Source organism: Phaeobacter sp. JH20_29 (genome assembly GCF_048056175.1).
Taxonomy (GTDB): Bacteria; Pseudomonadota; Alphaproteobacteria; order Rhodobacterales; family Rhodobacteraceae; genus Phaeobacter; species Phaeobacter bryozoorum.
This window is the reverse complement of the sequence record NZ_JAYMWO010000016.1, coordinates 35434-49448: the sequence shown is the minus strand read 5'-3', so window position 1 is coordinate 49448 and position 14015 is coordinate 35434. Positions and strand designations below refer to the sequence as shown.

The 14015-nt window shown below is 55.9% G+C and carries 14 protein-coding genes; 10 read left to right on the top strand and 4 right to left on the bottom strand.

Annotated features, from left to right (window positions below; translation table 11 throughout):
* Positions 1 to 25: 25 nt before the first annotated feature.
* The 3 genes from VWZ85_RS14360 to VWZ85_RS14350 all read right to left on the bottom strand — a co-directional run bounded on the left by VWZ85_RS14360 (position 26) and on the right by VWZ85_RS14350 (position 2598).
* Complete coding sequence (locus tag VWZ85_RS14360) at positions 26 to 658, bottom strand: tyrosine-type recombinase/integrase (protein WP_416535658.1); 633 nt, start codon at positions 656 to 658, stop codon at positions 26 to 28.
* 239 nt (positions 659 to 897) lie between these two features.
* Complete coding sequence (locus VWZ85_RS14355; RefSeq protein WP_416535657.1) at positions 898 to 1767, bottom strand: amidohydrolase family protein; 870 nt, start codon at positions 1765 to 1767, stop codon at positions 898 to 900.
* Between the two features lie 33 nt (positions 1768 to 1800).
* On the bottom strand, positions 1801 to 2598 hold the full coding sequence (locus VWZ85_RS14350; RefSeq protein ID WP_416535656.1) for an IclR family transcriptional regulator: 798 nt from the start codon (positions 2596 to 2598) through the stop codon (positions 1801 to 1803).
* A 180-nt stretch (positions 2599 to 2778) separates the two neighbouring features.
* Here VWZ85_RS14350 and VWZ85_RS14345 point away from each other — a divergent pair, with 180 nt between their 5' ends.
* The 10 genes from VWZ85_RS14345 (at position 2779) to VWZ85_RS14300 (ending at position 12437) form a co-directional block, all read left to right on the top strand.
* Positions 2779 to 4101: an extracellular solute-binding protein gene (locus tag VWZ85_RS14345; RefSeq protein WP_416535655.1), complete on the top strand. Its 1323-nt coding sequence runs from the start codon at positions 2779 to 2781 to the stop codon at positions 4099 to 4101.
* Between the two features lie 71 nt (positions 4102 to 4172).
* Positions 4173 to 5066 (top strand): carbohydrate ABC transporter permease, encoded by an 894-nt coding sequence (locus tag VWZ85_RS14340; RefSeq protein ID WP_416535654.1) that lies wholly within the window; start codon positions 4173 to 4175, stop codon positions 5064 to 5066.
* Between the two features lie 5 nt (positions 5067 to 5071).
* Positions 5072 to 5935 carry a carbohydrate ABC transporter permease gene (locus tag VWZ85_RS14335; protein ID WP_416535653.1) on the top strand — a complete coding sequence of 288 codons (864 nt, stop codon included), beginning with the start codon at positions 5072 to 5074 and terminating at the stop codon, positions 5933 to 5935.
* Positions 5936 to 5940: 5 nt separating this feature from the next.
* Positions 5941 to 7029: an ABC transporter ATP-binding protein gene (locus VWZ85_RS14330; RefSeq protein WP_416535652.1), complete on the top strand. Its 1089-nt coding sequence runs from the start codon at positions 5941 to 5943 to the stop codon at positions 7027 to 7029.
* A 3-nt stretch (positions 7030 to 7032) separates the two neighbouring features.
* On the top strand, positions 7033 to 8142 hold the full coding sequence (locus VWZ85_RS14325) for a mandelate racemase/muconate lactonizing enzyme family protein (RefSeq protein WP_416535651.1): 1110 nt from the start codon (positions 7033 to 7035) through the stop codon (positions 8140 to 8142).
* Positions 8139 to 8471, top strand: coding sequence for an L-rhamnose mutarotase (locus VWZ85_RS14320; protein ID WP_416535650.1), 333 nt, complete (start codon positions 8139 to 8141; stop codon positions 8469 to 8471). The genes VWZ85_RS14325 and VWZ85_RS14320 overlap by 4 nt, the downstream gene beginning before the upstream one ends.
* Position 8472: 1 nt before the next feature.
* Positions 8473 to 9225 (top strand): SDR family oxidoreductase, encoded by a 753-nt coding sequence (locus VWZ85_RS14315; RefSeq protein WP_416535649.1) that lies wholly within the window; start codon positions 8473 to 8475, stop codon positions 9223 to 9225.
* Between the two features lie 20 nt (positions 9226 to 9245).
* The gene (locus VWZ85_RS14310) at positions 9246 to 10088 is read left to right on the top strand and encodes a fumarylacetoacetate hydrolase family protein (protein WP_416535648.1); all 843 of its coding nucleotides are present in this window, start codon (positions 9246 to 9248) and stop codon (positions 10086 to 10088) included.
* Entirely contained in the window at positions 10088 to 11377 is a 1290-nt protein-coding gene (locus tag VWZ85_RS14305; protein ID WP_416535647.1) for an L-fuconate dehydratase, read from the top strand. The genes VWZ85_RS14310 and VWZ85_RS14305 overlap by 1 nt, the downstream gene beginning before the upstream one ends.
* 91 nt (positions 11378 to 11468) lie before the next feature.
* A complete protein-coding gene (locus tag VWZ85_RS14300) occupies positions 11469 to 12437 on the top strand; it encodes an aldo/keto reductase (protein WP_416535646.1) in 969 nt (322 codons plus the stop codon).
* A gap of 782 nt (positions 12438 to 13219) precedes the next feature.
* Here VWZ85_RS14300 and VWZ85_RS14295 read toward each other — a convergent pair.
* Entirely contained in the window at positions 13220 to 13912 is a 693-nt protein-coding gene (locus tag VWZ85_RS14295) for a helix-turn-helix domain-containing protein (protein WP_416550220.1), read from the bottom strand.
* Between the last annotated feature and the right edge of the window lie 103 nt (positions 13913 to 14015).

The window sequence follows — 14015 nt, the reverse complement described above, 5'->3', positions numbered from 1 at the left end:
GGCAGGGCCCGTTCGCCAAGGTAGTTCAGATATCGATACGCTCAGCGATGCTTAGGGCATCTTCAAGTTCGACTCCAAGATAACGAACAGTGCTATCGACCTTGGTATGGCCGAGCAGCAATTGGACCGCGCGGAGGTTGCCGGTCTTTCGATAAATCTCAGCTGCTTTTGTTCGCCGAAGTGAATGGGTTCCATACCCACTCGGTTCAAGGCCAATTGCCGTTACCCAGTCGCGCACAAGCCTTCCATACTGGCGGGTTGAGATGTGTGGGCGGTCGTGGAACCTGCTTGGGAACATGAACCGACACGCGAACATCTCAGGTGCTTTGACCCAGGCCAAGACGGTTTCACGCGTGTTTTCCGTTAGTTCAAATTGGACAGGGCGCTTGGTCTTGCTTTGGATGACCGATACGCGTTCCCGGACGCGGTCATCCTTGACGAGGTCGGACACGGCCAACCTAACCAGATCACAGCCACGCAGCTTGCTGTCGATTGCGACGTTGAATAGCGCCAGATCGCGTAGATAACCCGCTAATTCGAGCCGCGCCCGGATCGCCCAGACCTGTTTTGGCAGCAAAGGCCGTTTTTGACCGATGATCCGCCCCTTGTTCCAGGCTCTGCGTTTCGGGGTTGTTGCAGGAAGTTGGACTCTTGGCATGTTTTGCCCTCCGATCCTCCCTCCAACCCAGTCACCAGCACCATGCGGGCAATGAGATTGTATCGTCCTTGGCAATGGCAGCTGTCAGAGGCCGTTCAACTGCGTTGGCTCTGCATGCGCACTCGGCGGCTCTGAGCCCAAAGTTGTCGTGGATGCACTTGCAGTATCTTGCAACTGCAGAAACTTCTCTGGGCTACTTGGGCCTCAAGTCATCGAAATCAATGTTGCGCTAACTTTACTCATGTTGACAGCGTGTTTGGTGGGGGGCGCATAAACTCAAGCTTTTTGGCTACATTTAGACGTGGATACGCTTTTTGCACCGAGGTCTCAAAAATGTCCGGGCTGTGACCCTTCGCGGCGCATTGCACAATGGATGACCACGCGTCGTAGTCAGATGCTAAATTCAGAACCGGCCAATCAGAGCCAAACAGCACGCGCGCGGGCGTGAAGACCTGCAGGATCTTCTCTATGTAATCAGAGATATCATCTGGACGCCAATCAGGTCCCGCCTCGGTTGTCAGGCCCGACAATTTGCAAAAGGCCTGACTGCTCTTTGCAATAAGGGTCATGTCCGCCGCCCAGCCGTCAAAGTGGCCTTGGTGTATCTCAGGCTTCGCACCGTGATCGATCACAACCCTCAAGTTGGGGTACTTCTTCAAAAACTCACAGAGATGACCCAAGTGGCGTGGCATGACCAATGCATCGAAGGTTAAATTATGCGCCACCATAGTATCCAGTGCTGGACGAAGGCTGTCTTTGAGCATCCAAGCGTCATCTTCAATGTCTTGTATCATGGGGCGGAAACCGACCAGCTTGGAATGCTGGGCCATCCGTTCAATCGTGGCCGGTGCGTCTTTGGCCTCAAGATCAGTCCAGCCTACGACACCCACAATCCATTCATGCCTGTCGGTCAGCGACAACAGATATTCGGTCTCGGCCTCAGTGTCCGCAGCCTGCACCGCGATTGTGCCACCGATACCCGCCGCATCCAGAAGAGGCTTTAGATCATCTGGCCCAAAATCTCGATACAGCGGTTTTAGATCGGGCGTGAGCCAGTCGTAGTCGCCCCGCGCTAGTTTCCAAAAATGCTGGTGGGCGTCGATTTTCATCTGTGTGTCTCCGTTGGACGAGTAGAGGTCAAGCTAGGATGACTTCGTGAATTCAGTTGGCTTGCCGCCATAAATCTCGGTCAGCTCTCGCGCTAAGGCACCGTACATTTCGACAATGTCGTCTAGGCTCGGCACTTCTAGGTCATCCACTCTTTCCAGATAGGGGCAAGACAGCACCGCCGCCGCGTGACCTGAGGGACCAAAGATTGGGAAGGCGATGTTGGTCACACCAATGGCCGTCGCGGAAGGCATTTTTTCAAACCCTAGGGTGCGAATGCGCTGGATGTGCGCGTCAAACTCCGCACGGTTCAATGCCGGTTCCCCGATTGCAGGGCGGTGTTGCTCTATCAGGTTTTCCAGTTCTTCATCCGCTCGAAATGCCGCCAAAACCCGGCCAGTACCGGTGTTCCACAGCCCGACAACCGTGCCGGTTTTAAGTGCGAGCCCCCAATTGCCCGGCGACTCTGCGGAGGCCACAATCACCACATCACCGTTGCTTTCCATTCCCATATGGCAGGATTGCCACGCCTTGCGCGTGATCGCCCGCATGCGCGGCAGAGCGGCCTCAATCACCCGCCCGATCGGCGGATGGCGCTGGCTGATCGAAAACACTTTAAGGCTCAGAGAATAACGATCACCCGACAAAGATCGGATCACGTAGCCGCGCCGTACAAGCGTGGAAAGCATCCGGTAGATCTCATTTGGGGAGCGTTCCAGCGCCTTGGCCACTTCGCCTTGCGTCAGGCCTTCACCGTGACTGGCAAGCAATTCGATGATGTCCAGGCCCTTCTCCAGCGCCGGTGCGCGGTATTTGTCGTCTTTTTCGGCCATGCCATGCCCCACTATTCAAATTTTTTGGCCCAATCAAAGAAGGCCTCGCGGTCCTTATAGGCAAGTTTTGCTGCGTAGCGAGCCCAAGTCAAGATTGATTTGTATTTGAATACATGTTTTACAAGCAAATATTAGCCATGAAATTGGCGACAAACTGACCTGCGTCAAAGGGAGGATAAGATGCAAAAATCCAATTTTATTAGAGGCTTGATGGCCTGTACGGCCATGGTGGCCGTCAGCGAATCGGCCTTGGCAAGTGAGTGGGGCAGCTTTGATGGCGTCACCATCGAGGCAAAATTGATCGGCGGTCAGCAGTATGAAGGGCTGTATGGCCGCATTGCGGATTGGGAGGCCGCAACCGGCGCCAAGGTGGATATCATCTCCAAGAAGAGCCACTTTGAAATCGACAAAGAGATCAAGTCGGACATGGCTGCGGGCACCACCAGCTGGTGCGTCGGCTCCAACCACTCGTCCTTTGCGCCACAATACGAGGGGCTTTACGCGGACCTGAACGATCTGGTCTCTGCGGATGTGGTCTCCGGATTTGTGCCCGGCAACATCAGTGCATCAACTGTTGACGGAGAGTTGCTGATGCTGCCGCGGGCGCAGTTTGATGTCTCCGTGCTCTACTACCTGAAATCCAACTATGAAGACGCCGATAAAGCCGCCGCCTTCAAAGCCGAATACGGCTACGATCTCGCGGTGCCGGAAACCTGGGAGCAGGTCAAAGACCAATCCATCTTTTTCGCCGATCCGCCAAACTTCTATGGCACGCAATACGCTGGCAAAGACGAAGCCATCGTAGGCCGTTTCTATGAGATGGTTGTGGCCGAGGGCGGCAACTATCTGGATGAAGACAAGAAACCGATATTCAACTCTGACGCCGGGCAACGCGCCCTGCAATGGTTTGTCGACCTGTACGAGGCCAAAGCCGTGCCTGCTGGCACCACCAGCTATGTCTGGGATGATCTTGGTCAGGGCTTCGCCTCCGGCACGGTAGCATTGAATCTGGATTGGCCGGGCTGGGCCGGATTTTTCAATGATCCCGACTCTTCCAAAGCCGCAGGCAATGTTGGCGTGGCTGTACAGCCAATGGGTTCTGCCACCCGCACAGGCTGGTCTGGCCACCACGGCTTTTCGGTCACCAATGATTGTGCCAACAAGGAGGCTGCGGCGTCTTTGGTCAACTTCCTGACCAGCGAAGACAGCCAACTGGCCGAAAGCGCCGGTGGATCGCTGCCAACCCGCACAGCGGTTTGGGAAGCCAATGTCGCCGCCGCACAGGCGGGCGATGATGCGTTCCGTGCCGAGGCGCTGGCTGCGTTCGCGGAAGGTGCAAAATATGCCTTTGCCGTACCGCCAATCCCAGAGTGGGGTGAAAGCACCAACATCGTCTTCCCGGAGCTACAGGCTGCGATTGTCGGTGATAAAACTGTAAAAGAAGCATTGGACGACGCGGCCGAAGCCGTCGATGAGCTGATGCGCGAGTCTGGCTACTACTAAGCCTCCTTCCAGGTTCAAAGGCAGGGGCAACCTGCCTTTGAACCGACCTCCAATTCAAACAAAGGTGCGAAATGACCCGTCGCCGCTTGCCCGAGTGGTTAGTCCTGCTGTTGCCTGCGATCATTGTGATTGCCGCCGTGGTGCTGATCCCGCTTATATTCTCGCTCTACTCCAGCTTTACACCCTACAAGCTGACCCGCCCGTCGACCCTTTGGAAATGGGTCGGCACCTACAACTACGAAAAGATCCTGAGCGACGCGAAATTCTGGGCTGCCTTTGGCCGCACCGTTTTGTTTTTGACCATCGTTCTGAACCTGGAACTCCTGCTTGGCCTTGGCATCGCGCTGATGATGAACAAAGTCACCTGGGGGCAGCGCACACTGCGCACTATCCTTATGTTCCCGATGATGTTTTCTCCCATTCTTGTGGGGTTCCAGTTCAAATTCATCTTCAACGACAATATCGGCCTCGTGAACAATGTCCTGCAATCCATGGGCTTTGACGCCGCCCTGCCCTGGCTGGTGGACGGCAAGCTGGCGATGTTCTCAATCATGTTCGCAGAGATCTGGATGAGTACCTCGGTATTTGCGATCCTGATCCTGGCCGGATTGTTTGCAATGCCGCGTGATCCGCTGGAGGCAGCCAAAGTGGACGGTTGCACACCATGGCAGAGCTTCCGCCACATCACTCTGCCGTTCCTGATGCCGTTCATTTACATCGCGATGACCATTCGCAGCCTCGACGTGGCTCGCGCCTACGACATCGTGCAAATCATGACCGGCGGTGGCCCGGCGCGCCGCACCGAGCTTCTTTGGACGCTGATGAGCCGCACAGGCTACGTCGACGCCCGCATGGGTCTGGCCAATGCAATGGGGTACGTCTCCATCCTGCTGTCGATCCTTTTCACCATTTATTTCTTCCGCAAGCTGAGCGCCGCACGTGCTGAGTTGGGCATGGCGGGGTAAGGCACATGGACCGCAATCAATCTCATCGCAACCGCCGCCGCGCTCTCAAAGCGTTGCATTTCACCGGCCTGTTCCTGACCATGCTGATTATCTGCGTGCCCGGGCTATGGATCGTGCTCAACTCATTCCGCCCGACGGTGGAAATCATGGCCAAACCGCCGATCTGGGTGCCAAGTTTCACGCTGGATCACTACCGCGCCATGTTTGCCGGCGCCGGCGAAGGCGGGGTGCCTGTCTTCAGCTACTTCCGCAACTCTTTGATCGTGTCCGTCACCTCGACCCTGATTGCCATCCTGATTGGCATGTCCGGCGGCTACGCTTTTGCCCGGTACCGTTTCAAAGGCAAAAACGGCTACTTTGTCGGCCTGATGCTGTTTCGCGCTGTCCCCGGCGTGGCACTCTCGCTGCCCTTGTTCATCGTCTTCGCCAAAGTGGGCATCATCGACACACATTTTGGGCTGATCCTGGCCTATGTGGCCATGAACGTCCCCTTCACCATCTGGCTCACAGACGGATTCTTCCGCCAGATCCCCAAGGAATTGCATGAGGCGGCGGAAATCGACGGCTGCACCCGCTGGCAGGCATTTTGGAAAGTGGAATTTCCGGTGGCGCGCTCAGGTGTGGCATCCGCGGCAATCTTTGCTTTCCTCACCTCGTGGAATGAATTTGCCCTGGCCTCCCAACTGACCCGCTCGGTGGGCTCCAAAACCATGCCCGTTGGTCTTTTGGATTTCACTGCGGAATTCACCATCAACTGGGGCGGCATGTGCGCCTTGGCGGTCCTGATGATCGTCCCTGCCCTGATCCTCACCTTCATAGTTCAGAAACACTTGATCGCCGGCCTGACTTTCGGCGGCGTCAAAGGATAACGGAAATGACCGAAGTAACCCTTTCCCAAGTCGTCAAGAAATACGGCCAGCATCAGGCCGTGCACGGCATCGATCTGGACATTCACGATGGCGAGTTTGTTGTGCTTGTCGGCCCGTCCGGCTGCGGCAAGTCCACAACCCTACGCATGATTGCCGGGCTCGAAGACATCTCCGGCGGCGAGGTTGCCATCGGCGGACGGGTGGTGAACGATCTGCCCCCCCGCGAACGCAACATCTCCATGGTGTTTCAGAATTACGCGCTCTATCCGCATATGACCGTGCGCGAGAACCTTGGCTTTAGTCTGACGATTGCCAAACGGCCAGAACAGGAAATTGCCAAAGCTGTCGACGAAGCGGCCTCAATTCTTGGTCTGAACGAGTTGATGGACCGCAAACCCGCAGCGCTCTCGGGCGGGCAACGTCAACGGGTTGCCATGGGCCGCGCCATTGTGCGCCACCCGGATGTGTTCTTGTTTGATGAGCCGCTGTCCAATTTGGATGCCAAGCTGCGCACGCAAATGCGGGTAGAGATCAAGAAGCTGCACCAGAAGGTCAAGAGCACCATTATCTATGTGACCCACGATCAGGTGGAGGCCATGACATTGGCTGATCGCATCGTGCTGATGCGTGACGGTCACATCGTGCAGGTGGGTACCCCGCTGGATCTGTTCAACACGCCAGTGGATACCTTCGTCGCGACCTTCATTGGCTCGCCTCCAATGAACCTTGTCGATGGCGTCGTGCAGAAAGGTCAAATTATTCTGAACGGTGGAGTTTCGGTGCCAATTCCAGCCACGGCTGGCCCACTCGAGAACGGCCAAAGTGTCAAATTTGGCTTCCGCGCTGACAACCTGATGCCGGTCGGTCATGCGGTCGAAGAGGAAGGCGCAGTTCATGAGCTCGATATGTCGGTCACGCTGACGGAACCACTGGGCACCGAAACTCTTCTCTTTGCCAATATGGCGGGCGTTGAGGTGCAGGCCAAAATGTTCAACCCGCGACCTGTCGCGCCGGGTGATCAGCTAGGCTTCCGCCTGATGCTCGATAAATGCCACGTGTTTGACGCGGAAACAGGCAAAGCTGTGCGGGGGTAAGCCATGGCAGTCATCACACATATCGAGCTGCGCATGGTGGACCTTGCCCCCAAGGTGGAACGGGTGGATGCAATCCAATCGTTTGCCTCGCAGGAAACACCGATCCTGACGATCTATGACAGCGATGGCGCCAGCGGTACCGGCTACAGCTACACCATCGGGACTGGTGGCCCATCGGTGATGGCACTGCTCGAGCATACGCTTTTGCCCCGTTTGATTGGTCAGGATGCGGATCGGATCGACGGTATTTGGCGTGACCTGCTCTATGCAACGCACGCAACATCTGTTGGCGCGATCACTTCTCTGGCACTCGCGGCAATAGATACTGCGTTGTGGGATCTTCGGTGTCGAAAGCAAGGCCTGCCATTGTGGAAGGCGGCTGGCGGCAGTCGGGACAGCATCCCGCTTTATTCCACGGAAGGAGGCTGGCTACACCTGAGTTCGGAGGCTTTGGTGGAGGATGCGCATGCCATGCAGGCGCGCGGATTCAAAGGTTCCAAAATCAAAATCGGCCGTCCGCATATCTCCGAAGATGCTGCGCGGCTTGCTGCGGTACGAGACGCCGTTGGTCCGGGGTATGAAATACTGACCGACGGCAATCAGGGGTTTACCCTCTCAGAGGCTATTCGCCGGGCTCGGATGCTGGAGGACTATGGCATCGGCTGGTTCGAGGAGCCACTGAAGGCCGACGATGTGGCCGCCCATCGCGAGTTGGCCAACCGAACATCGGTGCCCATTGCGGTTGGTGAGAGCATGTACTCTCTCAGTCAATTCAAAGACTATTTGCAGCTCGGTGCAGCTTCCATTGTTCAGGTGGATGTGGCCCGCATTGGCGGGATTACCCCATGGCTGAAAGTGGCGCATCTGGCCGAAGCCTTTAACGTCATGGTCTGCCCACATTTCTTGATGGAACTGCATCTGCCACTGGTCTGTGCGGTGCCCAATGCGAAATGGCTGGAATACATCCCTCAGCTGGACAGGATCACCCATGAGGGATTGCGGATTGAAAATGGCATGGCGCATGTCAGCCATGATCCGGGCCTTGGCATCAATTGGGACTGGGCGCGACTTGATAGCATGGCACAGCCAAAAACAATCAAGGAGGGCGCATGATGCAACGTATGGGCATGGTGATTGGCGTCAAACCAGAGATGATTGAGACCTACAAACGGCTGCATGCCGCTGTTTGGCCGGATGTTCTGGCGCAGATCAAAACCAGCAACATTCGCAACTACACAATTTTCCTGCGTGAGCCGGAAAACCTGCTGTTTGGCTATTGGGAATACCATGGCTCGGACTTTGATGCCGACATGGCGGAAATGGCCAAAGACCCACGCACACAGGATTGGTGGTCCCATACCGACCCCTGCCAGTCGCCACTCGCAACCCGCAAAGACGGAGAGCAATGGGCGATGATGGAAGAAGTTTTTCACACGGATTGAGATGATGACTATGAAACAAGGCCGCTTGGCCGGTAAAACCACATTGATCACTGCTGCTGGCCAAGGCATTGGCCAAGCCACTGCAGAGCTGTTCGCCGCTGAGGGCGCAGAGGTGATTGCAAGTGACATCAATGACGATGCTTTGGCGGAACTGGCGACCATAGACGGCGTAACCGCGTTAAAGCTCGACGTGACAGACGGCGACGCGGTCAAGCAAGCCGCCAACGACCTGCCTGCATTGGACGCGTTGTTCAATTGCGCGGGGTTTGTTGCCAACGGCACCATTCTGGATTGTGACGAGAAAGACTGGGACTTCAGTTTCGAACTGAATGTGAAAGCGATGTACCGCCTCATCCAGCTGACCCTGCCTGCGATGCTGGAAAATGGCGGTGGCTCGATCATCAACATGTCATCGGTCGCCTCTTCGATCAAAGGTGTGCCCAATCGGTTCGCGTATTGCGCCTCCAAGGGTGCGGTGATTGGCCTGACGAAATCCGTTGCTGCCGACTACGTCACCAAAGGCCTCCGCTGCAACGCGATCTGCCCCGGAACGGTGGACAGTCCATCCATGCACGGTCGGTTACGCGCCACCGGAAACTATGAACAGGCGCTGAAGGATTTCATCGCTCGCCAACCCATGGGCCGCATCGGCACCGCTGAGGAAATCGCCGCCTTGGCGCTTTATCTCGCATCCGATGACAGTGCCTTCACCACTGGTCAGACCTTCGCCATCGATGGCGGCTGGTCCGTATAAGAATTTTAGGAGAACAAGAAATGAAACTGTTGCGATATGGTGAGCGAGGCGCAGAAAAACCGGGTTTGCTGGACCAAGATGGCAATATCCGAGATTTGTCCGGAGTGATCAGCGATGTTGCAGGCGACGCCCTGAAGGATGAGAGCATTACCAAGCTAAGTGACCTCGATCCTACGAGCCTGCCTTTGGTTGAGGGCAACCCACGCCTCGGCGCCTGTGTCGGTCAGGTCGGCAAGTTTATCTGCATCGGTCTGAATTACGCGGATCACGCAGCGGAGTCCGGCATGGCTTTACCGGATGAACCGGTGATTTTTTTCAAGGCGACATCCGCCATCAGCGGTCCCTACGACGACGTTGAGATCCCGCGTACGTCTGTCAAGTCAGACTGGGAAGTCGAGCTTGGTGTCGTGATCGGCAAAGATACCAAATACGTAAGCAAAGAAGAGGCGCTGGATCATGTAGCCGGCTATTGTGTGGTCAACGACCTGTCGGAGCGTGACTTCCAGCTGCACCGCTCTGGTCAGTGGGTGAAAGGCAAGTCCTGCGATACTTTTGGGCCCATTGGGCCATGGTTGGTCACACGCGATGACGTTGCCGATCCGCAGAACCTTGCAATGTATCTGAAAGTCAACGGGCACCGCTATCAGGATGGCTCCACCAAGACGATGCATTTTGACGTGGCAACCGTCATTTCCCATCTTTCACAATTCATGAGCCTGCAGCCAGGTGACGTGATCTCGACCGGCACGCCGCCGGGTGTGGGCATGGGGCAGAGCCCGGAAACCTATCTCAAACCCGGAGATACAATCGAACTGGGGATCGAAGGTCTGGGCGTGCAAATACAAAACGTGGTGGCGGGTTAATGGTTCAGGTTACTGCAATCCGCACGCATGATTTGCGCTTCCCCACATCGGAAGGGCTGGACGGTTCTGACGCGATGAACCCAGATCCCGATTATTCTGCCGCCTATGTGGTCTTGGAAACGGATGGTGCCCATGAAGGTCACGGGCTGACCTTCACCATTGGGCGTGGCAACGACATCTGCGTCGCCGCGATTCAGGCGATGGAGCATTTGCTGGTTGGCGTTGAACTGGACTGGATCCGTGAAGACATGGGTCGGTTCTGGCGTCACGTGACGGGTGACAGCCAATTACGCTGGATCGGGCCTGACAAGGGAGCGATCCACCTTGCCACTGGCGCAGTGGTTAATGCCGTGTGGGATTTGCTTGCAAAGGAAGCGGGCAAACCTGTGTGGCAATTGGTAGGCGACATGTCTCCGGAAGAAATCGTTTCTTTGGTCGACTTCCGTTACCTCAGCGATGTGCTTACGCGTGATGAAGCTCTGGAGATTCTGCGGAAAGCCGCACCCGGCAAAGCGGACCGCATCGCTAAGCTTAGAGCAGAAGGCTACCCGTGTTATACCACATCGGCTGGTTGGCTGGGCTATTCAGATGAAAAACTCCGCCGCCTGTGCCGAGAGGCACGGCAGGCTGGTTTTACCCATACCAAGTTCAAAGTGGGGCATGATCTTCAGGATGACATCCGTCGTCTGACCATTGCCCGCGAAGAGCTGGGCGATGACATCAACATCATGATCGACGCCAATCAGGTTTGGGAAGTAGATCAGGCCATCGATTGGGTCAAAGAACTGGCATTCGCCAATCCGCTATTCATCGAAGAACCCACAAGCCCGGATGACGTGCTTGGCCACCGCAAGATACGCGACGGGGTCGCGCCGATCAAAGTGGCAACCGGTGAAATGTGCCAGAACCGCATCCTGTTCAAACAGTTTATTGCCCATGAGGCCATTGATTTTGTTCAGATCGACAGCTGCCGCTTGGGCGGGCTTAACGAGGTGCTAGCCGTACAACTGATGGCCGCTAAGTTCGGCTTGCCGGTTTGGCCACATGCTGGCGGCGTGGGTTTATGCGAATATGTGCAACATCTCTCAATGATCGATTATATTGCGATCACCGGAGAGAAGGACAGCAAGCGCATCGAGTTTGTTGACCATCTGCACGAGCATTTTGTGGACCCCTGTGTGGTCGAAAATGGGGCTTATCGCGCTCCAACCAATCCAGGGTTTTCGATTGAAATGAAGCCAGATTCGATTGTGACCTATCGCTTTCAATCATCCATGGCGGCGGAATAAACGCCTGCCACACCCGGATTTTTCCGGGTGTGGTCCAATCCCGCGGTGTAAGCTGCACACGCTGTTCCGAAATCAAACCAATAGGTTCCTCATGAAGACCAACCGCATCGGCAAAACCGACGTAACCGTGACCGAAGTCTCCTTTGGCTGCGCCAGCATTGGTAATCTTTATCACGCGGTATCCGATGTCCAAGCGCAGGATGTGATCGCCGCCGCATGGCAAGAAGGCATCCGTTATTTTGACACTGCGCCGCACTATGGTCGGGGCCTGTCAGAACAGCGTTTGGGAAATTTCCTGAGACACAAGCCGCGCGGCAGTTACACTCTCTCCACCAAAGTTGGGCGCGTGCTATCACCCGGACACACAATGACTGAGGCCGATGGCTTCATCGATCCGCTGCCCAATGACGTCCGTTATGACTATTCCGGCGACGGCATCGAAGCCTCACTGGAAACAAGCTTGGAACGTTTGGGCACCACGATGATCGATATTGCCTTTGTGCACGACTTAGGCCGCTACACCCACGGCGTACGCAACGACACACATTTAGAAGCCTTTCTGGACAGCGGCTACGAACGTCTTGTGCAACTGAAAGAAAAAGGGCGCATTCGCGCCTTTGGACTTGGGGTGAATGAAAATGAAGTTTGCTTGGAGGTGATGCAGCACGGGCCACTCGACGTGATCCTATTGGCGGGTCGTTTGACCTTGTTGGATCGCTCCGCCGAGGAACAGTTGACACAGAAAAGCCGTGAGGCAGAAACCAGTCTTGTACTGGGAGGTGTCTTCAATTCCGGAATTTTGGCAACGGGAGCAGTGGAGGGTGCAACTTACGACTATGCGCCGGCCAGTTCCGAAATCCTTGCGCAGGTGTCTGGTTTGCAAACCACATCAGAGGGGCTGGGCCTGCCCTTGGCGACCTCAGCACTGTTGTTTGCCAAACATTATGATCTGACTGCTTCGGTGTTGATTGGCACGGCCAAGGCGTCCACTTTGCAAAGAAACCTATCGTCCCTCAAAACATCCCTGCCCGAGGCGTTCGCCACAGCTTTCAATCTGTGACGCTGCACGCTCGATCAACTGATGATGACTTCGCAAAAACTACCTAATTGGACAACTTGGTATCAAGTATCAAATCACATGGTCCACGATGCCAAGCGAGGAATTCAAAAATCCCTATTCTTAGATTTGGCGAGCAATCATTTGGGCTCACTGCTTTACGTCCTGCGGCCAACGACCGCTTGCTGTCCAACGCACAGAATGGCCATTTGACTTTGCTTGGGTTATGCATGCGCGTCGAAAGGCAGCTTAGTCCGCGAGTCGTTAATTGATGTTGAACTTGTCGCTGCGCGATGAACGAATGGCAGCGACCTCTGCCGCCGCGCGGCGCACCAGACCGAGCGATTGCAGCGATTTTCGTGCTGAGTGCACCCGCAGCATATTTTGAAGACTTCTGCTGTGGGCTCGCAGTCAGAATTCGCCGCTTGCGTCACGAATGTCTCCTGCCAAAGCACGGATGTCTGAGGAATGGCCGGCTCACTAAGATATCAGGAGCTTGGCCTTTGTCCTGAAAGGCCGGTCTCATGCGGTCCGGAGCCAGGTCCGCGCTGCGGTGGCATCGGACGGCTCTGAGCCCACACCGGAAGTCTCAAATTTTTGCTGCGCGCGCTCGCAGCGCGAAAATTGCCGCATGAGCGAAAATTACGGTGCCGCTGTGCAGCGGAAGGAACGGTCATTCATGCAATCCGCAGCGAGGATCAAACGTCGAATTTACAAGTCGCGGACAGAGTGAACTTTCGCTGCGGGTGCGCCAATGTCCACAAAGGAGAACTCAGCACCAGCGACTACACCCGCACTCGTTGCTTCTTGCGCCAAGCAGCAGGGGTCATACCATAGATTTTTCGAAACTGACGGATGAAATGGGTCGTGTCCTGCCATCCGATGTGTGGGGCAATCTGATCCACGGGCATGTCCGAGTGTTGCAAAAGCTGCGCGGCCTTCGCGACGCGGGCGGACGTGATCCAAGTGCCGACCGTAAAACCGGTTTCGGATTTGACGACAGCCGCAACATGAGCCGCGGTGCGGCCAACCGCCGACGCCACATCACTGAGGGAGATAGGGGAAAGGCTGTGTCGTTGTATGTAGCGCAGTGCTGTGGCGACCAATGGTGAGCGCTGCCTATCCTCATCTGCCTTTGGCATCGCCCGCGAGACCTCTGACAGGATGAGAGTAATCAGGCTGCGTTGCACCTCTGCGGTGAGCTCGGATTGGTTTTCTGCTTCTTGCGCCAAGGTTTCGAACCAGCGCAGCAAACGCGTCTGTGCCACTTCTTCCAAATGGATAACGGGGGACGCCCCGAGGCGCACCTCAGCAAATGGCCGCATGATGGCCTGTGCCTCGTCAAACCCAAAGCCCCCTGCGGAAAATCCCAAGAGCCAATAGTCAAGGTTTTCGCCAGCCAGGGGCCGATGCGGCGCACCGGCAGGAACAATCGTAACGCTTCCTGCCAAGGACAACGTTTCGTATTTCTGCTCCATGGTGAACCAACCCTCACGGGTAAACATCAACCCGTGATCGGCATGCACGGCGACGGGTGTCGGGTGTGTGCTGGCGCCCTTTTCATGGATCACATAGCAAGAG